This is a genomic window from Bradyrhizobium sp. Cp5.3 (assembly GCF_000426265.1).
In the GTDB taxonomy this organism is placed as follows: Bacteria; Pseudomonadota; Alphaproteobacteria; order Rhizobiales; family Xanthobacteraceae; genus Bradyrhizobium; species Bradyrhizobium neotropicale.
Genome location: NZ_AUFA01000004.1, coordinates 210,842 through 231,535, shown reverse-complemented (window position 1 = coordinate 231,535; position 20,694 = coordinate 210,842). Strand labels below are relative to the sequence as shown.

The 20,694-nt window shown below is 65.8% G+C and carries 18 protein-coding genes; 11 read left to right on the top strand and 7 right to left on the bottom strand.

What is annotated here, in order from left to right; translation table 11 throughout:
* Positions 1-37: 37 nt before the first annotated feature.
* The 3 genes from K289_RS0108825 to K289_RS0108815 all read right to left on the bottom strand — a co-directional run bounded on the left by K289_RS0108825 (position 38) and on the right by K289_RS0108815 (position 3,198).
* Positions 38-1,003, bottom strand: coding sequence for an ABC transporter substrate-binding protein (locus K289_RS0108825; protein WP_027551169.1), 966 nt, complete (start codon positions 1,001-1,003; stop codon positions 38-40).
* Between the two features lie 111 nt (positions 1,004-1,114).
* Positions 1,115-1,843: a histidine utilization repressor gene (gene hutC / locus K289_RS0108820; protein ID WP_027551168.1), complete on the bottom strand. Its 729-nt coding sequence runs from the start codon at positions 1,841-1,843 to the stop codon at positions 1,115-1,117.
* The gene (locus tag K289_RS0108815) at positions 1,840-3,198 is read right to left on the bottom strand and encodes a formimidoylglutamate deiminase (RefSeq protein ID WP_027551167.1); all 1,359 of its coding nucleotides are present in this window, start codon (positions 3,196-3,198) and stop codon (positions 1,840-1,842) included. The genes hutC and K289_RS0108815 overlap by 4 nt, the downstream gene beginning before the upstream one ends.
* A gap of 85 nt (positions 3,199-3,283) precedes the next feature.
* Between K289_RS0108815 and hutI the strand changes: the two genes are divergently transcribed.
* Genes hutI through hutU form a run of 3 tightly spaced genes read left to right on the top strand, consistent with a single transcriptional unit; the run spans position 3,284 to position 7,747 of the window.
* A complete protein-coding gene (gene hutI / locus K289_RS0108810; RefSeq protein ID WP_027551166.1) occupies positions 3,284-4,498 on the top strand; it encodes an imidazolonepropionase in 1,215 nt (404 codons plus the stop codon).
* Positions 4,495-6,066, top strand: a complete 1,572-nt coding sequence (gene hutH / locus K289_RS0108805; protein ID WP_027551165.1) for a histidine ammonia-lyase — start codon at positions 4,495-4,497, stop codon at positions 6,064-6,066. Before hutI ends, hutH begins: the two co-directional genes overlap by 4 nt.
* 10 nt (positions 6,067-6,076) lie before the next feature.
* Positions 6,077-7,747, top strand: coding sequence for a urocanate hydratase (gene hutU / locus K289_RS0108800; protein ID WP_027551164.1), 1,671 nt, complete (start codon positions 6,077-6,079; stop codon positions 7,745-7,747).
* A 7-nt stretch (positions 7,748-7,754) separates the two neighbouring features.
* On the opposite strand, the gene K289_RS0108795 is transcribed toward hutU, so the two are convergent.
* On the bottom strand, positions 7,755-8,375 hold the full coding sequence (locus K289_RS0108795; protein ID WP_027551163.1) for a TetR/AcrR family transcriptional regulator: 621 nt from the start codon (positions 8,373-8,375) through the stop codon (positions 7,755-7,757).
* Positions 8,376-8,629: 254 nt separating this feature from the next.
* Between K289_RS0108795 and K289_RS0108790 the strand changes: the two genes are divergently transcribed.
* From K289_RS0108790 to K289_RS0108755, 8 genes are read left to right on the top strand one after another with little or no spacing between them, the layout of a single operon-like run.
* Positions 8,630-9,490 carry a xanthine dehydrogenase family protein subunit M gene (locus tag K289_RS0108790; protein WP_027551162.1) on the top strand — a complete coding sequence of 287 codons (861 nt, stop codon included), beginning with the start codon at positions 8,630-8,632 and terminating at the stop codon, positions 9,488-9,490.
* Positions 9,487-10,038, top strand: coding sequence for a (2Fe-2S)-binding protein (locus tag K289_RS0108785; RefSeq protein WP_027551161.1), 552 nt, complete (start codon positions 9,487-9,489; stop codon positions 10,036-10,038). The genes K289_RS0108790 and K289_RS0108785 overlap by 4 nt, the downstream gene beginning before the upstream one ends.
* Positions 10,035-12,410, top strand: a complete 2,376-nt coding sequence (locus K289_RS0108780; protein WP_027551160.1) for a xanthine dehydrogenase family protein molybdopterin-binding subunit — start codon at positions 10,035-10,037, stop codon at positions 12,408-12,410. The genes K289_RS0108785 and K289_RS0108780 overlap by 4 nt, the downstream gene beginning before the upstream one ends.
* 21 nt (positions 12,411-12,431) lie before the next feature.
* Positions 12,432-13,682, top strand: coding sequence for an ABC transporter substrate-binding protein (locus K289_RS0108775; RefSeq protein WP_051310537.1), 1,251 nt, complete (start codon positions 12,432-12,434; stop codon positions 13,680-13,682).
* 11 nt (positions 13,683-13,693) lie between these two features.
* A complete protein-coding gene (locus K289_RS0108770) occupies positions 13,694-14,569 on the top strand; it encodes a branched-chain amino acid ABC transporter permease (protein ID WP_027551158.1) in 876 nt (291 codons plus the stop codon).
* The gene (locus tag K289_RS0108765; RefSeq protein ID WP_027551157.1) at positions 14,566-15,564 is read left to right on the top strand and encodes a branched-chain amino acid ABC transporter permease; all 999 of its coding nucleotides are present in this window, start codon (positions 14,566-14,568) and stop codon (positions 15,562-15,564) included. The genes K289_RS0108770 and K289_RS0108765 overlap by 4 nt, the downstream gene beginning before the upstream one ends.
* Positions 15,561-16,313, top strand: a complete 753-nt coding sequence (locus tag K289_RS0108760) for an ABC transporter ATP-binding protein (RefSeq protein WP_027551156.1) — start codon at positions 15,561-15,563, stop codon at positions 16,311-16,313. Before K289_RS0108765 ends, K289_RS0108760 begins: the two co-directional genes overlap by 4 nt.
* Positions 16,306-17,025, top strand: a complete 720-nt coding sequence (locus K289_RS0108755; RefSeq protein WP_035684288.1) for an ABC transporter ATP-binding protein — start codon at positions 16,306-16,308, stop codon at positions 17,023-17,025. Before K289_RS0108760 ends, K289_RS0108755 begins: the two co-directional genes overlap by 8 nt.
* A gap of 6 nt (positions 17,026-17,031) precedes the next feature.
* Here K289_RS0108755 and K289_RS0108750 read toward each other — a convergent pair whose 3' ends face one another.
* The 3 genes from K289_RS0108750 to K289_RS0108740 form a co-directional block, all read right to left on the bottom strand.
* Positions 17,032-19,047 (bottom strand): bifunctional diguanylate cyclase/phosphodiesterase, encoded by a 2,016-nt coding sequence (locus K289_RS0108750; protein WP_027551154.1) that lies wholly within the window; start codon positions 19,045-19,047, stop codon positions 17,032-17,034.
* A gap of 274 nt (positions 19,048-19,321) precedes the next feature.
* A complete protein-coding gene (gene blaBJP, locus K289_RS0108745; protein ID WP_027551153.1) occupies positions 19,322-20,209 on the bottom strand; it encodes a BJP family subclass B3 metallo-beta-lactamase in 888 nt (295 codons plus the stop codon).
* 190 nt (positions 20,210-20,399) lie between these two features.
* A complete protein-coding gene (locus K289_RS0108740) occupies positions 20,400-20,678 on the bottom strand; it encodes a TonB-dependent receptor plug domain-containing protein (protein WP_027551152.1) in 279 nt (92 codons plus the stop codon).
* Between the last annotated feature and the right edge of the window lie 16 nt (positions 20,679-20,694).

Genomic DNA, 20,694 nt, shown 5'->3' with positions numbered 1-20,694 from the left:
CCCGCCGCGATGCGGGACCCGCAGGTCCTAAGGCAGTTTACTTGATGTAGCTCGCGTCGAAGAGGTCCTCGACCTTCGGCGCTGCCTTGATGATGCCGATCTCGAGCAGGAGCTCGGCGGCGTCCTTGTTGAAGGTCAGGAAATCGCCGGCGAAGAATTTCTGGTTCGCGGCCTTGTCCTGCCAGCGCAGGTATTTTGCCGAGTTGCCGAACTGTTCGGCGGTCTGTTTCACGTCGGCGCCCATGATCTCGTAGGCCTTTGCCTGATCCTTGACGATCATGTCCAGCGCCTCGAAATAGCTTTCGGCGAGCGCCTTGGCCGCCTTGGGATTGTCGGTCAGGAATTTCGACGTGCAGCCGAAGGTGTCCATGACCATCGGATAGTCGAGCGTGGTCGCAATGATCTTGCCCTTGTCGGGCGCGGCGCGCACGGTCGACAGATACGGCTCATAGGTCATCGCCGCATCGTTCTGGCCGGAGACGAAGGCCTGGGCGGCCGCGGCGGGCTCCAGGTTCACGACGGTGACGTCCTTCACTGACAGCCCGTTCTTCTTGAGCATCCAGGCCAGCGCGAAATAGGGCGAGGTGCCGGGAGCGGAGGCTGCGACCGTCTTGCCCTTCAGGTCCTTGATCGCGGCGACGTCGTTGCGCACGGCCATGCCGTCGGCACCAAAGCTCTTGTCGAGCTGGAAGATCTGCTTGGTGGCGACGCCGTTGGCGTTCCAGGAGATCCAGGTCTCGACCGTCGTTGCCGCACACTGGACGTCGCCGGAGGCGATGGCGAGATGGCGGTCCTTCTGCGGGATCTTCTTGATCGTGACGTCGAGGCCGTTCTTCTTGAAGATGCCGGCCTCTTTCGCAAGCGTCAGCGGCGCGAAACCGGTCCAGCCGGAGATACCGACGCCGACCTTGATGTCGTCGGCGAGCGCCGGGCCGGATACCGCAAGCGCGGATCCGGTCACTGCGAGGGCAATGATTGTCGCGAATACCTTTGAACTACGCATGATTGTCGTCCTCTTGCGATCGATGGATTGACGTCCTGTTGATCTGTGTCAGTCCTGACTGGATGGACCGTTGCCCGAAGCGTTGCACGAATTGTGCCGACATCGTCTCTCTCAGCCCCCCTGGAATCGGGCGACAAGGCGGTGAGAGTCACCGGGATAGAGCAGCCGCACGGCAGTGATCGTGCGCGCACTGCGCCAGGTATAGCGGTCGATCACGAGGCAGGGTGCGCCGACGGCAATATCGAGCGCTTCTGCCGTGCGATCGTCCGCAACAATGGCGCTGATCGTGTGCTCGGCCTCTGTCCATGGGACGTGATGAAGCAGCCATGAGCCCGGCGGCTCCCGCGCAAAGTCTGCGGTCGCCGCCTCCGGCACGGAGGAGAGATCGATCAGCCTGTCCTCGACCGCAAACGGCACGTTGTCGGCGCTGTGCCGGCAGGCGATCGCAACCACCCTGCCGGCCTTCTTCACGCCGAGACGGTCGCGGTCGGCCGCAGTCGCCGCGCGCAGTTTGCGATGGATCAGCTCGTAACCGTAAGTGCGGCCGAGCGCGGTGATCTCGGCGCGGATGTCGGCGATCTTGAGCACGGCCGACATGTGTTGCGGCCGGCGCACGAAGGAGCCGGCCCGCCGCCGCCGCTCGATCAGATCGGCCTGTGCGAGCTCCGACAGCGCCTTGTTCACCGTCATGCGCGAGCAGCCATAGCGCGCCATCAACTGGTGTTCGAAGGGAATGCGATGCCCTGGTGGCCATTCGCCGGTCAGGATACGCTTCTCGATGTCGGCCCGGATCCGCTTGTAGAGCGTAGGCTTCTCGGCTGCGTCCGTGGCGAGGCTCATGCGACGAGCCTCCGCACGGCTGCATTGAATTGCTCCCGCGCCCTGGCGCGCAGTCTGTGCCTTCCGCCTTCGACCACCTTGGTGCCGCCGGCCCAGACGCAATCGATCGCGCCGTTGGCTGCCGCAAAGATCCAGCCGTCGATTGCGGCATCGCCACGGCGTCCCGCCAGCGACGGATGTTCGGTGTCGAGGGTGACGATGTCGGCGCGCGCGCCCGGAACAATGCCGACGGTCCTCTGCGCCAGCGCCCGCCCGCCGCCCGCAAGCGCATGATCGAACAGCGCGCGTCCCGTCGAGCTGCCTGCGGCGCCCGACAGCACATTGCGCTGGCGATGCTTGAGCCGCTGGCCGTATTCGAGCTGACGCAGCTCATCGGCGATGCCGACCAGCACATTGGAATCGGTGCCGATGCCGAACGCGCCGCCGGCGTCGAGAAATTCGCGGGCCGGAAAGATACCGTCGCCGAGGCTTGCCTCGGTCACCGGACAAAGGCCGGCGACCGCGCCGGTCCCGGCAAATGCGGCGACTTCCTCATTCGTCGTGTGGGTCGCGTGAATGAGGCACCAGCGCCGATCGACGGGTGCATTCTCCAGCAGCCACTGAACCGGCCGCCGGTTCGACCAGGACAGGCAATCCTCGACTTCCTTGACCTGCTCGGCAGCATGGATATGCACCGGCCCGCCATCCGCGAGCGGAATGATCGCCGCGAGCTCGTCCGGCGCCACGGCGCGCAAGCTGTGCGGCGCAATGCCGATATTGGCGCCCGGCAAGCTGCTGATCGCTTTGCGGGAGGCCGCCATCAGCATGGCAAACTGATCGACCGAGCAGATGAAGCGGCGCTGCCCGGCATGCGGCGCTGCGCCGCCGAACGAGCCGTGCGCATAGAAGCTCGGCAGCAGCGTGAGGGCGATGCCAGACGCTTCGGCAGCCTGCGCGATGCGCGCGGCCATTTCGGCGATGTCGACGTAAGGCGCGCCGTCGCGGTCGTGATGCAAATAATGGAATTCGCCGACGCGGGTAAAACCCTGTTCCAGCATCTCGACATAGAGCAGCGTCGCAACAGTGGCGACATCGTCCGGCGTCATCCCGAGCGCGAAACGATACATCGTCTCGCGCCAGGTCCAGAATGTATCGGTCGAGTCGCCGCGCAGCTCCGCAAGGCCCGCCATGCCACGCTGGAACGCGTGGCTGTGCAGGCTCGCCAGTCCCGGAAGCGCAATCTGGTGGCGTTCGTCGCCCGCGGCCGGCGCCACGCCCGCGGTCACCGCGGCAATCGCGCCGGCGGTCACGAGCACCTGCACGTCATTGGCCCAGCCCGAAGGCAGCAGCGCGGAGGCGAAATGCAGTCGTGTCATGTTTCCATGCCGGCTGGACAGAACCCCGCCACGATTATATGTCTAGACATATATGTCAAGCATCCCACGGCTAAGGGACCACCGCATGGCAGAGCGCTTCGACCGGATATGGCACAATGCCCGGCTCGCCACGATGCGGGCCGACCGTCCCGATCTCGGCGAGATCGAGCATGGCCTAATCGCAGCACGCGACGGCCGCATCGTCTACGCCGGGGCGCAGGCGGAGTTTCCGGCGGATGCCGATGCGGCCGAACGGATCGATTGCGAGGGCCGCTGGATCACGCCGGGCCTCGTCGACTGCCACACCCATCTCGTCTATGGCGGCAATCGCGCGCACGAGTTCGAGCTGCGCCTGAAGGGCGCGAGCTATGAGGAGATCGCGCGCGCCGGCGGTGGGATCGTCTCGACCGTGGCCGCAACGCGCAAGGCGAGCGAGGCTGACCTCGTCGCGAGCGCGCTACCGCGGCTCGATGCGCTGATGGGCGAGGGCGCAACCACGGTCGAGATCAAGTCAGGCTACGGCCTCGACACCGAAACCGAGATGCGGCAGCTCGCCGCCGCGCGCAGCCTCGGCCGGATGCGGCCGGTTGCGATCCGCACCTCCTTCCTCGGCGCGCACGCGCTGCCTGCGGAAGCCGAGGGCGACAAGGACCGTTACATCGATCTCGTTTGCAAGGAGATGTTGCCGACGGTGGCAAGGGCCGGCCTTGCCGATGCGGTGGATGCTTTCATGGAAGGCATTGCGTTTTCCGGTGCGCAGACCGCGCGGGTGTTCGAGACGGCGACGGCGCTCGGGCTGCCGGTCAAGCTGCATGCCGACCAGTTGTCGAACCTCGGTGGCGCGGCGCTCGCCGCTAAATTTTCCGCGCTCTCGGCCGATCATCTCGAACATACCGACGAGGCGGGCGCGGCGACGATGGCGAAGGCCGGCACGGTGGCCGTGCTGCTGCCCGGCGCCTTCTATTTCATCCGCGAGACGCAGAAGCCGCCGGTCGAGGCGTTCCGCAAGCACGGCGTCAACATGGCGCTCGCGACCGACTGCAATCCCGGCAGCTCGCCGCTGACTTCGCTGCTGCTCGCCATGAACATGGGCGCGACGCTGTTCCGGATGACGGTTGTCGAGTGCCTTGCCGGCGTCACCCGCGAAGGCGCGCGCGCGCTGGGCGTGCTCCATGAAACCGGTACGTTAGAGACCGGCAAATGGTGCGACCTCGCGATCTGGGACATCGAGCGTCCCGCTGAGCTGGTCTATCGCATCGGCTTCAACCCGCTGCACCGCCGGGTGTGGAGGGGCCGGTGACCGGGGCGGGCGCACCGATCGTCGTCGCGCCGGGAACGGTCGGCCTCGACGATCTTGCGCGTGTGCTCTCCGGCGCTTCCGTCACGCTTGATCCCTCGTACTGGCCGCGCGTCGAGGCGGCCGCGGAGATCGTCGCGAAGGCCGCACACGCCGATACGCCGGTCTACGGCATCAACACCGGTTTCGGAAAGTTGGCGTCGAAGCGCATTCCGCCGGACCGGACCGCGCTGCTTCAGCGCAACCTCATCGTCTCGCATTGCTGTGGCGTCGGACCAGTAACGCCCGAGCCGATCGTGCGGCTGATGATGGCGCTGAAGATCGTCTCGCTCGGGCGCGGTGCTTCCGGCGTGCGCCGCGAGGTGATCGAGCAGCTGCAGGCAATGCTGGCGCAGCGCGTCTATCCGCTGGTGCCGCAGCAGGGTTCGGTGGGCGCCTCCGGCGATCTCGCGCCGCTCGCGCACATGACCGCCGTCATGATCGGCGAGGGGCAGGCGATCGTCGACGGCAAGACCGTGTCAGGCCGCGAGGCGCTTGCCGCCGCGGGGCTGGCGCCGCTGACGCTCGGCCCCAAGGAAGGGCTCGCGCTGATCAACGGCACGCAGTTCTCGGCTGCCTATGCCATCGCCGGGGTGCTGCGCGCGCATCGCCTCGCCCGCGCCGCGCTCGTCACCGGGGCGCTGGCGGTCGATGCGGCGATGGCGTCGACGGCACCGTTCCGCCCCGAGATCCAGCAACTGCGCGGCCATGCCGGGCAGATCGCCGCGGCGGCAACGCTGACGGCGCTGCTAGACGGCAGCGATATCCGGCTGTCGCATCTCGAAGGCGACGAGCGCGTGCAGGATCCCTATTGCCTGCGCTGCCAGCCGCAGGTGGCGGGCGCCGCGCTTGACCTGATCGCGCAGGCCGCGCGTACCCTTGTCGTCGAGGCCAATGCCGTCACCGACAACCCACTCGTTCTGGTCGAGACCGGCGAGATCGTCTCCGGCGGCAATTTCCACGCCGAGCCCGTGGCGTTCGTCGCCGACGCAGTCGCGCTGGCGCTGTCGGAGATCGGCGCGATCAGTGAACGGCGCATCGCGACGTTGGTCGATCCCGCGCTCAATTTCGGCCTCCCGCCGTTCCTGACGCCAGATCCCGGTATCAATTCCGGTTTCATGATTGCAGAGGTGACGGCCGCCGCGCTCTATGCCGAGAACAAGCAGCGCGCGCTTCCCTGCTCGATCGATTCGACGCCGACCAGCGCCAACCAGGAAGATCACGTGTCCATGGCCGCGCATGCGGCGCGGCGCCTCTCCGACATGGCCGACAATCTCGCCGCCATTCTCGGCATCGAGCTGCTGGTCGCCGCACAGGGCATCACGCTGCGCGCGCCGCATATGACGAGCAAACCGCTTGTCGCTGTCATCGCCACCCTTCGCGGGCAGGTACCTGCGCTCGGTGCCGACCGCTACATGGCTGGCGATCTCGCCAAGGCAGCCGCGCTGATCGAGGCCGACGCGCTGCCGGCCGCGGCGCTCTCAACACTTTCAACCGATCCGTTTCCGAGACTTGGCTCGCGACTTGGCTAAAGAGGTCTTCATGAACCGCCGACTGGACAATGACCGCACCATCCGCGCCCCGCGCGGCAGCGACATCAGCGCCAAGAGCTGGCTGACGGAAGCACCACTGCGCATGCTCATGAACAACCTCGATCCCGAGGTGGCCGAGCGGCCGAGCGAGCTCGTCGTCTATGGCGGTATCGGTCGCGCGGCGCGCGACTGGGAGAGTTTTGACCGGATCGCTGCGTCCCTGCGCAAGCTGGAGACCGACCAGACGCTGCTGGTCCAGTCCGGCAAGCCGGTCGGCATTTTCCGCACCCATGCGGACGCGCCGCGCGTCCTGATCGCGAACTCGAATATCGTGCCGCACTGGGCAACGCTCGATCATTTCAACGAGCTCGATCGCCAGGGACTGATGATGTTCGGCCAGATGACGGCAGGCTCGTGGATCTATATCGGCAGCCAGGGCATCGTGCAGGGCACCTACGAGACGTTCGTCGAGGTCGGTCGTCGTCATTACGGTGGCAGCCTCGCGGGAAAATGGATCCTCACAGCCGGCCTCGGCGGCATGGGCGGCGCTCAGCCGCTCGCTGCGACCATGGCCGGCGCCTCGCTGCTCGCGGTCGAGTGCCAGCCGAGCCGCATCGAGATGCGCTTAAGCACCGGCTATCTCGATCGCCAGGCCGCAACGCTCGACGAAGCGCTCGCGATCATGGCCGAGGCCACGAAGACGAAGAAGCCCGTCTCGGTCGGCCTGCTCGGCAATGCCGCCGAGATCTTTCCCGAGCTGGTGCGCCGCGGTGTCAAGCCCGACATCGTCACCGACCAGACCAGCGCGCATGATCCGATCAACGGCTATCTGCCGAAGGGCTGGACGCTCGCCGAGTGGGAGACGAAGCGCGCCTCCGATCCCAAGGCGGTCGAGCGCGCCTCAAAAACCTCGATGGTCGAACACGTCCAGGCCATGCTGGATTTGCACGCGCAGGGCATTCCGACGCTCGACTACGGCAACAACATTCGCCAGATGGCGAAGGACATGGGCCTGAGCAATGCGTTCGATTTTCCGGGCTTCGTTCCAGCCTATATCCGCCCGCTGTTCTGCCGCGGCGTGGGACCGTTCCGCTGGGCGGCGCTCTCAGGTGATCCCGAGGACATCTTCAAGACCGACGCCAAGGTCAAGGAGCTGATGCCGCACGACAAGCATCTGCACAATTGGCTCGACATGGCCAAGGCGCGCATCAAGTTCCAGGGCTTGCCGGCGCGGATCTGCTGGGTCGGCCTCGGCGACCGCCACCGGCTCGGCCTCGCCTTCAACGAGATGGTGGCACGCGGCGAGCTCAAAGCGCCGGTCGTGATCGGCCGCGATCACCTCGATAGCGGCTCGGTGGCAAGCCCCAACCGCGAGACCGAGGCGATGCGCGACGGATCGGACGCGGTATCCGATTGGCCTTTGCTCAATGCGCTGCTCAACTGCGCGAGCGGCGCGACCTGGGTCTCGCTGCACCACGGCGGCGGCGTCGGCATCGGCTATTCGCAGCATGCCGGCATGGTGATCGTCGCGGACGGCACGCCGGAGGCCGCGAAGCGGATCGAGCGTGTGCTCTGGAATGATCCCGCCACCGGCGTCATGCGCCACGCCGATGCGGGCTACGAGACCGCGATCGAATGCGCCCGCGCCAACGGGCTCGATCTGCCGAGCCTGGCGAGATAGCCAAAGCCTAGTCGGGCAGCAGCAGCTTCGGCATCGTCGCCTTGGCGCCGTCCATGAAGGTCTGGACGGCATCGCGCACGATCGCGTCGAGATCGGACGGGATCGGCGTCGCGTAGATGAACTTGCGGATGGCGAGATAGAAGATGCGGCCGTGCAGGCCCCAGAACAGCTCGGTCTCGCGCTCGCCGAGCGGCTGGACTTTCGCATCGGGCAGCTTCAGCTCATGGCGCAGCTCGGCCGCCGCCGGCTCGATGATCTCGCGGCGGACGATGTCGAGATAGCGGCCGGTAATCCCGAACGACTTCATGCCGGAGAACACGAAGATCCGGACCCAGTTGTATTCGAACACGCGCACGACATAGTCGAGATAGAAGCGCGTCAGCCGCGCCTCCAGCGGCAATGCGCGGTCGCGGATCAAGGGACCCCAGTCGGGCGACCAGCGGCTGAGATAGACTTCCTGGTAGACGCGCTCGATCAGCGCCTCCTTGCTGGGAAAGTGGCGGTAGATCGCCGAATGGGTGATGCCCATGCGCTTGGCGAGCTCGCGGGTCTGACCCTCGAAGCCGCGCTCGGCGAAGAAGCGGATCGCCTCGTCGACGATCGCCCGCTCGCGGTCGGCTGCGCGCATGTTGCGGCGCTTTGGCGCGGCCTTGCCGCCGGTCTCGGCCCGTCTTCGGGCCGGTCGTTTCGCCGTCTTCTGCGTCTTTTTCGCCATCTTGCCGCTGAATCGCATACCCAGCTGCCTTCTTAGCCCAAGGACGCGTTTGTGACCAAATGGTCATTTCCTGTTGACCGACCTCTGCCGACATGTCAGGATTTTGAGACCAGATGGTTACAAATCTGGCGTCCCGGCTGATGAGCCGATGGATCTGAGGAAACGGTGTGAAGGCGAGGGCTTTCAGCTATTTTCGCGCTGATACGATCGACCAGGCGCTGAACGCTCATGCGCGCGCCGGGGACGACGCGCGATTCATCGCCGGCGGCCAGAGCCTCGTGCCGGCGCTGTCGCTGCGGCTGCAGGCGCCGCGGCTCCTGATCGACATCGCCCACATCGCCGAGCTGCGTGGGATCAGGCGCGAAGGCGATACCTTGCGCATCGGCGCGCTCACCCGTCACTGCGAGATGCTGAGCGAGCCGCTGATCGCCGAGTTCGCGCCGCTGCTGCGGGCTGCGGCGCCCTTCGTCGCCCATCCCGCGATCCGCAACCGCGGCACCTTCGGCGGCAGCGTCGCGCTCGCCGATCCCGCGTCCGAATTTCCCGCGATGACGCTGGCGCTCGGCGCCGAGATCGAGATCGCCGGCCCCTCCGGCAACCGGCGCGTCAAGGCCGACGACTTCTTCATCGATCTGTTCGAGACCGCCTTGCAGCCGGGCGAGCTGATCACGGCGGTCCACGTTCCGCTGTTCAGGAGCGGCCAGCGCTTTGCCTTCGACGAGCTGGCGCGCCGGCGTGGCGACTATGCGCTGGTCGGCTGCGGCATGCTCGCGAGCCATACGGGCGATCGCATCGACGACATTCGCATCGCGTTCTTCTCGGTCGGCAATACGCCGACACGGGTCAAGGGCGCGGAGGCTGCCCTGACCGGCTTCACCATCGATGCGGCGCGCATCGCTGCCGCGCAAGCCGCGCTCGAAGACGATCTTGCGCCGCCCGAGAGCGACGAGGTGCCGCCGGCGATGCGGCTGCATCTTGCCCGCGTGCTGCTCGGCCGTCTGCTCGGCCGCTTGGGCGAGGGCGCATGAGCGGGATCGGCGACGATATGTTGGTCGACGGAGCCGACGAGACCATGCGGGTCCGCTTCGTCGTCAATGGCCGCAAGGTCGCCTGCGAGGTGGCGCCGCGCGAGACGCTGGTCGATTGCCTGCGCAATGCGCTCGAGCTGACGGGTACGCATGCCGGCTGCGAGATGGGGGCCTGCGGCGCCTGCCTCGTGCAGATCGACGGCCGTGCCGTGCATTCCTGCCTGATGTTCGCAGTGCAGGCCGATGGCGCCAGGATCGACACCATCGAGGGACTGTCCGAGAGCGGTGTGATCGCCGACCTCCAGGCCGAATTCCATCGCCGCAACGCATTGCAATGCGGCTTCTGCACGCCGGGCATGCTGGTCAACGCCCACGAGCTCCTGTCGCAGGTCACGCGGCCGAGCCGCGAGGCGATCCGCGACGCGCTGTCGGGCAATTACTGCCGCTGCACCGGCTATGAGGCGATCGTCGATGCCATCGACGCCGTCGCCAAGGCTCGCGTCGAGGCACGCGTCGAGGTGCGCAGCGAAGGCGGAGGTGCAACATGAGCGCGCCGCTGACTTCGCTCGATCGTCCCAACTCCTATATCGGCCGCTCGGTGCCGCGACCGAACGCCAAGCGGTTGCTCGCCGGGCGCGGACGCTATGTCAGCGACCTTCGTCTGCCGCGCATGCTGCACGCCGCGTTCCTGCGCAGCCCGCACGCACATGCGAAGATCATCTCCATCGATATCGAGCAGGCGCGCGCGCTCGAGGGCGTGCATCTCGTGGCCACAGGAGCCGATCTTGCAAAGATCTGCACGCCCTGGACCGGCACGCTCGATCATTTCAAGGGCATGACGTCGGCGCCGCAACTGCCGTTGCCGCTCGATCGCGTGGTCTGGGCCGGGCAGGCGGTTGTAGCGGTGGTGGCCGAAACCAGGGCGATCGCGGAGGACGCGCTGGAGCTGATCGAGGTCGATTACGAGGATCTGCCCGTCGTCGTCGACATCGACAGCGCCCGCGACGTCGGAACGCCGCTCGTCAATCCCGGCAGCGCCAGCAATGTCTGCTTCCGCAGCCAGCTCGACAGCGGCGGCGTCGATGACGTCTTCGCGAGCGCGGCCCATGTCGTGGAAGAAGAATTCAGCTTCGGTCGTCACACCGCGGTGACGCTGGAACCGCGTGCGATCGTCGCCGATTACGATCCTGGCGCAGAGATGCTGACCGTGCATCACGGCACGCAGACGCCGTACCAGTTCCAGGACCTCTACTCGCGCCACTACGGCATCCCCGAGGCTCGCGTCCGCGTGATTGCGACGGATATCGGCGGCTCCTTCGGAATGAAGCTGCATGTCTATCACGAGGACATGGCGGTGGTCGGCCTGTCCATCCTGCTCGGCCGCCCCGTGAAATATGTCGCCGACCGCATCGAGTCCTTCGTCTCCGACATCCATGCGCGCGACCACCGCGTCCGCGCCCGCATCGCGCTCGATGCCAAGGGCGAGATTTTGGCGATGGACGTGCACGATCTGACCGCGATCGGCGCCTTCTCGACCTATCCGCGCACCAGCGTGGTCGAAGGCAACCAGGTGATCCGCCTGATCGGCGCGCCCTATCGTTTCAAGAACTATCGCGCCGCGCTGGAGGTGATCTTCCAGAACAAGGTGCAGACCAGCCAGTATCGGGCCGTCGGCCATCCCATCGCCTGCGCCGTCACCGAACGGCTGGTCGACATGGCCGCGGCCAAGGTCGGCCTCGATCCCTTCGCGATCCGCGCACGGAACGTCATCGCCGACGATGCCTATCCACAGACCTCGCCGACCGGTTATCGTTTCGAGGCGCTGTCGCACCAGGAATGCCTGAGGCGTTTACATGCGATGATGGACTATGACGCGCTCCGCGCCGAGCAGGCGGACTTGCGCAAGCGCGGCGTCTATCGCGGCATCGGGATTGCGACCTTCGTTGAAATCACCAATCCCAGCCCCGCCTTCTACGGCGTCGGCGGCGCACGCATCTCGTCGCAGGACGGTGCGATCGTCAGCCTGACGCCCTCCGGCGAGGTCCGCTGCCTGATCTCGGTCACCGAACAGGGCCAGGGCACCGAGGCGATCATCAGCCAGATCGTTGCCGATCAGCTCGGCCTCGCGCAGGAGCACGTCAAGGTCATCACCGGCGATACCGAGGTCACGCCGCATGGCGGCGCCACCTGGGCCTGCCGCGGTGCCGGCATTGGCGGGGAGACCGCGCTCCAGGCAACGCGCGTGCTCAAGCGCAACATTCTGGAGATCGCCGCGCTCATCCTGCAGGAGCAGCCGGCCGCGCTCGACATCATCGACGGCGAGGTCGTTGATGCTGCGACACGGCAGCAGCGCCTGCCGATCTCCGAGATCGCGCGCATCGCCTATTTCCGCTCCGACACGCTGTCGCCGGGCACGCAGGCCCAGCTCACCGTCAGCCACCACTTCGCTCCTCAAGGCTATCCCTTTGCCTTTACCAACGGCATCCAGGGCTGCTCGCTGGAGGTCGATGTCGAGACCGGCTTCATCAAGCTCCTGAAGCACTTCGTCGTCGAGGATTGCGGCCGCATCATCAATCCGATGCTGGTGGATGAGCAGCTACGCGGCGGCGTCGTGCAGGGGCTGGGTGCGGCCCTGTTCGAGGAATGCCGTTACAACGACACCGGCCAGCTCATCAACGGCTCGCTTGCGGACTATCTGGTTCCGATGGCGATGGAGATGCCCGACATCGTCATCGCACATGTCGAGACGCCGACTGCTGACACCGCGCTTGGCGCCAAGGGGTGCGGCGAGGCCGGCACCGCAGCGGCCTCCGCCTGCGTGCTCAATGCCGTCAACGACGCGCTTACCCCGTTCGGTGCAACGATCAGTACAATCCCGATCACGCCCGCTAAAATCCTGAAAGCCCTGAAGCGGTTCTAGAAAAAGCTCTTGGAGGAAATCATGCGCAAATCCGGTTCGAACCTGTTTCGTCCAAAAATCTCCCGCCGCGCCGCGCTGGCGGGCCTGTCGGCAAGCGCCGCGATGCTCGCCATGCCCCGGCCTGGCCGCGCCGCGGAAGAGACGATCCGCATCGGCTTCCCCACGCCACTGACCGGCCCCTTCGCGGCCGAAGCGCGCGATCAGGTCAAATGCGCCGAGCTCGCGGTCAAGCTCGCCAACGACAAGGGCGGCATCGGCGGCCGCAAGGTCGAGCTCTTGGTGCGCGATGACAAGCTCAACGCCGGGGAAGCCGCGACCCGCACGCTGGAGCTGATCGAGAAGGACAAGGTTCATGCCGTCGTCGGCGCGCTCTCCAGCGCCGTGCAGCTCGCCGTCAACGAGGTCACCCGCGCCCGCGGCGTGATCTATGTTTCGATCAGCCAGTCCGACACCATCAACGAGGCCAAGGATTTCAGCAAATACACTTTCCACGAGGCGCTCAATCCGCACATGACGACCGCGGCGGTGGCGCGGCAGACCCTGAAGAAGGGCATGAAGGTCGCCCATCTCGTCGCAGACTACGCCTACGGCCACGAAATGCTGCGCGGCTTCAAGCGCGCCCAGGCGGCGATCGGTGCCGACAATGTCGGCGAGATACTGCATCCGTTCGGTGCGGCCGATTACTCCACCTTCATGCCGCGCCTGATGTCGATGCGGCCGGACGTGCTCTGCATCTCCAACTTCGGCCGCGATCAGGCCAACGCGATCAAGCAGGCGGTGGATTTCGGCGTCAAGCAGCAGATGAAGATCGTCGTGCCCGTGATCCTGCACAACCAGCGGCTCGCGGTCGGCCCCGACGTGTTCGAGGGCGTCGTCGGCGGCGCCAATTACTATTGGGGCCTGGAGACGCAGAGCAAGTCGGCTGCCGATTTCAACGCGGCGTTCCGCAGCGCCAACGGCGGCGCGATCCCGACCGATTACGGCGCCTACGGCTATTCCGGCGTGGCCTCGCTGCTGCTTGCCATGCAGGCCGCCGGCGGTACCGACACCGACAAGGTCGTCGATGCCCTGGAGAAGCTGCAATACGATCTGACCAAGGGTCCGCAGCACTACCGCAAATGCGACCACCAGTCGGTGCAGTCGGTCCTGGTGCTGGAGTCCAAGAAGAAGTCCGCGATGGCCAACGACAACGACCTGTTCGCGGTCGTTGCCAACGACGTAGGATCGGACGACATGTTGCGCAGCTGCAGCGAGCTCGGACACGCCACTTAAAGCCTCCGCCGATGGACCTGTCGCTGATCATCATGCAGCTTCTCTCAGGGATCGCCCTCGGGGCGGTCCTGGTGATCACTGCGCTTGGGCTGACGATCGTGTTCGGCATGCTCGGGGTGGTGAATTTCGCCCACGGCGCGCTGTTCATGATCGGCGCCTATGCGGGGCTGTATCTGGCATCGCTCACCGGCAGCTTCTGGTGGGGGCTTCTGCTGGCCCCGATCCTGATCGGCGCGTTCGGCATGCTGATCGAGTTCGTTCTGATCCGCCGGCTCTATGGACGCTCGATCGACGATCCGCTGCTGCTGACGTTCGGCCTCAGCTACGTCCTGGTCGAGGGCGTACGCATCGTGTTCGGCAGCGACGGCATCCCGTTTCCGACCCCGCCGCAGCTCATTGGCGTGCTCGACCTCGGCATCGGATTCTTCCCACGCTACCGCCTCTTCGTCATCGCGCTCGTGGCGGTCGTCCTGCTGGTGCTCTGGCTGATGCTGGAGAAGACCCGTGTCGGCCTGATCGTGCGTGCCGGCGCCCGCGATCCCACCATCATGCAGGTGCTCGGCGTCGATATCGGCCGTGTCTGGCTCGCGATCTTCGGCCTCGGCGTCACGCTCGCGGCCCTCGGCGGCGTGCTCGCTGGTCCCATGCGCAGCGTCAATCCGGAGATGGGCTCGCTCGTGCTCGCGGAAGCCTTCGTCGTGACCGTGATCGGCGGCCTGGGTTCGATCGTCGGCGCGGTCGTGGCCGGCCTCATGGTCGGCATTTCCATCAGCTTGGTGGCGCTGTTTGCGCCGGAGATGGCGACCATCGTGATGTTCGCGCTGATGGCGGTGGTGCTGCTGATCCGCCCGCAGGGCCTATTTGGCGTGAAGGGGAGGACCGCGTGACGTCACCATCGAGCGGCGAGGCGATGGCCAAATCTGCGCCCGGCGGGCTGGCCTGGCTCCTTGACCAGCGCGTGCTGCTCTCCATCGCGGTCCTTGCCGTGTTGCCGTGGCTGCTGCCGTCCAAGGCATTGGCGGTCAACGTCCTGATCTACGGCGTCGTGGTGATGGGCTACAATCTCCTGTTCGGTTACACCGGCCTCCTGTCGTTCGGCCAGGCCGCTTTCTTCGGCGCCGGCGCCTATTTCACCGGCATCGCGATCGGCCGCTACGGCGTGCCCTGGTTCGCCGCGGTCACGATTGCGGTCCTCCTCAGCACGTGCCTTGCGGCCGTGATTGGCGTGGTCTCGACGCGCACCCGCGGCATCTATTTCTCGATGGTGACGCTCGCGCTCGCCCAGCTCGTCTACTACGTGGCGCTGCAGGCCGCCTCCTTCACGGGCGGCGAGAATGGCCTGCGCGGCTTCACCGTCGACCGCATCAGCCTGTTCGGCCTCTCCGTCAATTTCCTCGATCCCGTCAACAAGTACTACGTGCTGATGGCCTTCGCGGCGCTGGCGATGTGGTTCCAGTCACGCATCCTGAATTCACCCTTCGGCGCCGTCATCGAGGCGATCCGCGAGAACGAGCAGCGGGCGCGAGCCTGCGGCTACAATGTCGAGCGCTGCAAGCTGATCGTGTTCATGCTGTCAGGCGCGATCTCCTCGCTCGGCGGCTGCATGCTGGCGCTGCATCTGTCGATCGTGCCGCTGGACATCCTGCACTATCAGACCTCCGGCATGATCGTGATGATGGTGCTGCTTGGCGGCGCGCGCAGCTTCTTCGGGCCTTTCGTCGGCGCGGCAACCTTCCTGATCCTGGAGGATGTCATTTCGCTCTGGACGCCGCACTGGCAGATATTCGTTGGTGCGATCTTCGTCCTGTTCGTGCTGTTCCTGCCCAAGGGTATCTGGGGCACGCTGCTGGAAGGCTTGCCGATCCGAAAGGCACGGCAATGAGCGAGCTGCTTCGCGCCGAGGGCATTGGCAAGTGCTTTGGCGGGTTCGTCGCGCTCGAGGACATCACCGTGTCCTTTGCGGCCGGCCAGCTCACCTCGATCATCGGGCCCAACGGCGCCGGCAAGAGCACCTTCTTCAACATCCTCTCGGGCGCGCTGACGCCGTCGTCCGGCAAGCTGCATTTCAGGGGACGCGAGCTGAACGGGCTGCCGCAGCACCGCTTCGTGCATCAGGGTATCTCGCGCTCCTACCAGATCACCAACATCTTTCCGGACCTCACCGTGCACGAGAATGTGCGCGTTGCGGCGCAGGCACTGACCGTGAGCTACGACATCTGGCGCAACCGTACGCGCCTTGCCGAGTTGAACACGCGCGCCGACACGGCGCTCGACGCGGTCGGCTTGCTCGGCAAGCGCGGCGAGCTTGCGAAGTTCCTCTCGCACGGCCAGCAGCGTGCATTGGAAATCGCGATCGCGCTGGTCTCTGAGCCCGAGCTGCTCCTCCTCGATGAGCCCACTGCCGGCATGGGGCCGGAGGAGACCAAGGACATGGTGGCGCTCCTGGAGCGGCTTGCCGACAAGCGTACCGTGCTCCTCGTCGAGCACAAGATGAAGATGGTGCTGGGGCTCAGTAAGCGCGTGGTGGTGCTGCACCACGGCCGCCTGCTTGCCGACGGCGCGCCCGACGAGATCAGGGGCAATCCGGAGGTCCGCCGGGTCTATCTCGGACAGAGTGAGGGCTATGGCTGAGACGGCGCTGCTCGAGATCGAAGACCTCCACGCCTGGTACGGCGCAAGCCAGATCCTTCACGGCATCTCGCTCCGTGTGAAGGAGGGCGAGGTGGTCGCGCTGGTCGGCCGCAACGGCGCCGGCAAGACCACGACGTTGCGCGCGATGATGGGCCTGATGCCGAAGGCGACGGGACGGGTGCGCTTTGCAGGCAAGGAGCTGTTGCCGCTGCGGGCGCATCAGCGGTTCCACCTCGGCCTTGCCTATGTGCCGGAGGAGCGCCGTATCGTCCCCGGGCTGTCCGTGCGCGAGAACCTGCGCCTCGGCCTCGTCGCGGCCGGTGGCGATATCGAGGAGCGCGCGGCGATCGACGAGATCGCCGAAACCTTTCCGCGCCTGAAGGAGCGCCTCGACCAGGAGGGCGTGACGCTCTCGGGCGGCGAGCAGCAGATGCTGGCGATCGCCCGCGCGCTGATCGCAAGACCGAGGATGATCCTGCTCGACGAGCCCTCCGAAGGCATCATGCCGGTGCTGGTCGAGGAGATGGGTGTGCTGTTCCGTCGCCTGCGCGACGAGGGCAAGACGCTGCTGCTGGTCGAGCAGAACGTCGAATGGGCGCTGCGCCTTGCTGATCGCGCCGTGATCATCGACCAGGGCGAAGTGGTGCACGAGAGCAGCGCCGCGGCGCTGCTCGCGGACAAGGCGATCCAGGACCGCTATTGCGCGGTGTGAGCGGCCTTAGGCCGCGCCCCTGGCAGCGCGCTTGGCGTCATCGAGACGCTGATCTTCCGCCGCGAGATAGTCGGCGATCGCATCGGCTGGCATGGGCTTTGCAAAGTAGTAGCCCTGGATGAAGTCGCAGCCGAGGCGGCGCAGGCTGTCGAGCTGCGCGCGGGTCTCGACGCCTTCGACGACGCAGGCGATCTCCATGTCGTCGCACAGGCCCGTCAGCGACTTGATGATCTTGTGGCTGATCGGATTGTCGTTGACGTCGGCGACGAAGCTGCGGTCGACCTTGATCTTGTCCAGCGGCAGGCGGTGCACGTGGCTGAGCGACGAATAGCCGGTGCCGAAATCATCCAGCGAAATGCCGCAGCCCATCGCCTTCAGCGCGGCGATCGACTGCTGGGCGCGCACGAAATCGAAGGTGACGGCGGTTTCGGTGATCTCGAAGTCGATCCGGCGCGGCGGCACGCCGCTTTTCTCGATGATGGAGATCAGCGGCAGAATGCCGTCGGATGAACAGATGTCGTGGGCGGAGAGGTTGAATGACAGGCGGATGTCGTCGGACCAGGTCTTCGCGGTTGCGAGTGCGCGCACCAGCAGCGCCTGCGTTAGCGGGCGGATCAGGCCGATGCGCTCTGCGGCCGGAATGAAGTCGGCCGGCGAGACCAGGCCGAGGCGGGGGCTGTGCCAGCGCGCCAGCACCTCGAAGCCCGCGGTGCGCTCGCTCATGGCATCCACGATCGGCTGGAACACCAGATCCATCTCGGCGCCGAAATCGGAGGTGCGCAAGAGGTTCTCGATGACGCCGCGGCTGCGGATCTCGGCCTCGAGCTCGCTCGAGAAGATCACGGTGCGGCCGCGTGCATGGCGCTTGGCGTGATAGAGCGCGTAGTCGGCGCATTCGTAGAGCGCTTCGGCTGATGTCGCCGAGCGCGGGAACTGCGCAAATCCGATCGAGCAGGACAACCCGGTATGCGCGGTATCGAGCTGATAGGGCAGCTTGACGTGATCGCCGATGCGTTCACCGAGCCGCGCCAGATCCTCATCGTCGGGATCGCCGCACACCACGAGGCCGAATTCGTCGCCGCCGAGCCGCGCGAACTCGACGCGGTGTGGACCAAAGCCTTCGCAGACTTCGCGGATGCGGCGTCCGGCCTCGATCAGGACGCGGTCGCCGACGGTGTGGCCGTAATTGTCGTTGATCGGCTTGAAGCCGTCGAGGTCGATGATCCCGACCGCGAGGCGAATGTTCCTGCGCTCGGCATCGCCGAAAGCGGTTGCGAGCTCGGCGAAGAAGCGGCGCCGGTTCGGCAGTTCGGTCAGGGAATCGAGATTGGCGAGACGGAAATTCTCGTCCGAAAGCGCTTGCGTCGCCGCCTGCTGCGCCAACAGCGATTTGCGGCTGGCGACGAGGTCGGCGAAGTCGCGATAGTAGATGAACAGGACCGTCACCATCGCGCCCGAGACCAGCAAATTGTTGACCGCGATCGCCTTCCGCGTCGGCTCCCCCGTGGCGAAGAAGAACAGTACATAGGGCACGTCGACGACCAGCGTCACGATCAGCGCCGCCGAGCGCAGATGCATCAGTGAGAAGATGCAGCCGATCACGGTCACCGCCATGTAGAAGGCGACCTGGCTCTTGGCGAACGGATCGCCGTAAGGGTAGAGCGCGAATGACCATGCGGTGAAGCCCGCGGCGATCGGCAGGGTCAGCCAGTTGGTGGCGCGCAAGTTGCGCAGGATGTCGGCATCGCTACGCACCAGATGACGCTGGCGCAGCCACCAGAAGGTCCGCAAGCCCGCCAGCACGGACAGCACGCTCGGCACGATCATCGTCAGCCAGGCCGGCGCCAGCGGCACATAAGTATAGGCCACGGCGATCGTGTTGCTGATCAGGATGAAGTAGAGCAGCGGGATCTGCTTGGAGAAGGCGTCGAATTGGGCGCGCGTCAGATCGGGGTTGTCGGCCCGCACGCGGAACAGCCCCGCGGCGGCCGCGAGATAGGACTTCACATCGGCAATCGGCATTGAAATACGAGCCCCGGATGCTGAGAAAACGCCGGAGATCTTGCATGGCACGGGTAAAAGGCGGGTTAGACGGTTCCGCGTGGGCCGCGCGCGCAAGTTGCGCGCCGCCGCAGATTTCTCACCGCCGCGTGCACCGGTGAGGCCGCGTTAAGCATATGCACCGGAATGGGAGTGCATCCGGCTGCAGATTGCCCGCATCTGCGAGTGCTACCTCATGCTAACCATGCTCTTCACCTCTCCCGTGGGGAGAGGCGAAAAGCGAGAACCGAAGCCGCTACTTCGCGGTCTGCAGGGCTGCGGTCTGCTTGGCGAGCTGCTTGTCGAAGTCCTGTTCGAGGCCGGCCGCATAGGTGGTGAGCTCGCCCGGCTTGACGAACGGGTTCGGCGCGCCGTCCTTCATCTGCGCGCGCTTGTCCTGCATGCCGTAGACCTCCGGATGCGGCCCGAGCAGAACGTCGATCTTCATCGCCTTGGCCTTGGCGTAAGTCGCGCGATAGTCGTCGACGATACCGGGATAGGTCGGCTGGCCGACCAGCCGGTTGAGCGCGACCGTTCCGCTGCAGAAGAACAGAACCTCGCGGTCCTGGCCGCCGTCCTTGACGGTCATCTCCCAGCTCGTGCAGCCGGGCGAGTGGCCGGGCGTCGCATGTGCCGTCAGAGTGGTGTCGCCGAGCGTGACCTTATCGCCTTCCTTCACCGCGCGATCGACTTTCACCGCGGGAAAGGCGAGGTCCTCGTTCTTCTCGTCGCCGGGATAATAGCCGCCTTCGAGCAGCGGCTTGTCGCGCTCGCCGGCGATGAGCTGCGCGCCGCTTTCCTTCTTGATCTCGGCGAAGCCGCCGGTGTGATCGAAATGCGCGTGGGTGTTGAGGATGTACTTGATGTCGGCAACCTTGAAGCCGAGCTTCGCGATGCTGTCCTTGATCATGCCCGTCGACTGCGGCAGCGCCGTATCCATCAGGATCAGGCCCTGCGAGGTCTTGATGATGTAGACGGCGATGCCGTCGGTGCCGACATAGTAGATGTTGCCGATGAGCTGGAACGGCTCGAATGGCGTAGTCCATTTCTTGGTGACCGCCGCGAGGAAATCCTTCAGAGTCTGTGCCTGCGCGCCCGTCGCGAACAGCGCCACCGCGCATAGTGCGGCTGCGAACCTTCTCATCGTCTGCCTCCCAAGTGTTCTTGTCGTTCTCGCTGGCGGCGGCTTTGCGTGCGCGTCGCGATCATGCGCAAGCTACGTCGCGCAAGGCGCGGCAGGCAACAGCCTTGCGTTGAAAATATTTCGTCCCATGCGCGGGAATAACGGCACATGCTGGCTTTGCGCATGGCGCGAAGGATGGGAGGGATGCGCGTTATCGCCCGATCGTGACGCCGGCGGTCGAGCGCATGGCGTCCTTGAGGCTCGTTGCATTCATGTCGTCGAGGACCTGCCGCGTGAGCACGGTGGTCTGCCCGGGCGTGTTGAGGATCGTCTCGCCGCGCGAGAACGACAGCCGATCGGCCTTGTAGGGGGCTGCCGGATCGACAAACGGTGGTGGCGGACGGTGCGGCCGCTTGGCCGGGGCGGCGGAGGCTGCGTGCGAGACGCATAGCGTGACGATTGCGATCGTTCGCAACAATTTCGTGGGCATGCGATCTCCCCTGTCA

Bases quoted from the DNA above. Each gene is read 5' to 3' on its own strand.
- K289_RS0108770 (WP_027551158.1), top strand. From the start codon at position 13,694: ATGGACCTGTCGCTGATCATCATGCAGCTTCTCTCAGGGATCGCCCTC.
- K289_RS0108815 (WP_027551167.1), bottom strand. From the start codon at position 3,198: ATGACACGACTGCATTTCGCCTCCGCGCTGCTGCCTTCGGGCTGGGCC.
- K289_RS0108825 (WP_027551169.1), bottom strand. From the start codon at position 1,003: ATGCGTAGTTCAAAGGTATTCGCGACAATCATTGCCCTCGCAGTGACC.
- blaBJP (WP_027551153.1), bottom strand. From the start codon at position 20,209: ATGAGAAGGTTCGCAGCCGCACTATGCGCGGTGGCGCTGTTCGCGACG.
- hutI (WP_027551166.1), top strand. From the start codon at position 3,284: ATGGCAGAGCGCTTCGACCGGATATGGCACAATGCCCGGCTCGCCACG.
- K289_RS0108755 (WP_035684288.1), top strand. From the start codon at position 16,306: ATGGCTGAGACGGCGCTGCTCGAGATCGAAGACCTCCACGCCTGGTAC.
- K289_RS0108750 (WP_027551154.1), bottom strand. From the start codon at position 19,047: ATGCCGATTGCCGATGTGAAGTCCTATCTCGCGGCCGCCGCGGGGCTG.
- K289_RS0108775 (WP_051310537.1), top strand. From the start codon at position 12,432: ATGCGCAAATCCGGTTCGAACCTGTTTCGTCCAAAAATCTCCCGCCGC.
- hutU (WP_027551164.1), top strand. From the start codon at position 6,077: ATGAACCGCCGACTGGACAATGACCGCACCATCCGCGCCCCGCGCGGC.
- K289_RS0108760 (WP_027551156.1), top strand. From the start codon at position 15,561: ATGAGCGAGCTGCTTCGCGCCGAGGGCATTGGCAAGTGCTTTGGCGGG.
- K289_RS0108780 (WP_027551160.1), top strand. From the start codon at position 10,035: ATGAGCGCGCCGCTGACTTCGCTCGATCGTCCCAACTCCTATATCGGC.
- K289_RS0108785 (WP_027551161.1), top strand. From the start codon at position 9,487: ATGAGCGGGATCGGCGACGATATGTTGGTCGACGGAGCCGACGAGACC.
- hutC (WP_027551168.1), bottom strand. From the start codon at position 1,843: ATGAGCCTCGCCACGGACGCAGCCGAGAAGCCTACGCTCTACAAGCGG.
- K289_RS0108795 (WP_027551163.1), bottom strand. From the start codon at position 8,375: ATGCGCGCAGCCGACCGCGAGCGGGCGATCGTCGACGAGGCGATCCGC.
- K289_RS0108740 (WP_027551152.1), bottom strand. From the start codon at position 20,678: ATGCCCACGAAATTGTTGCGAACGATCGCAATCGTCACGCTATGCGTC.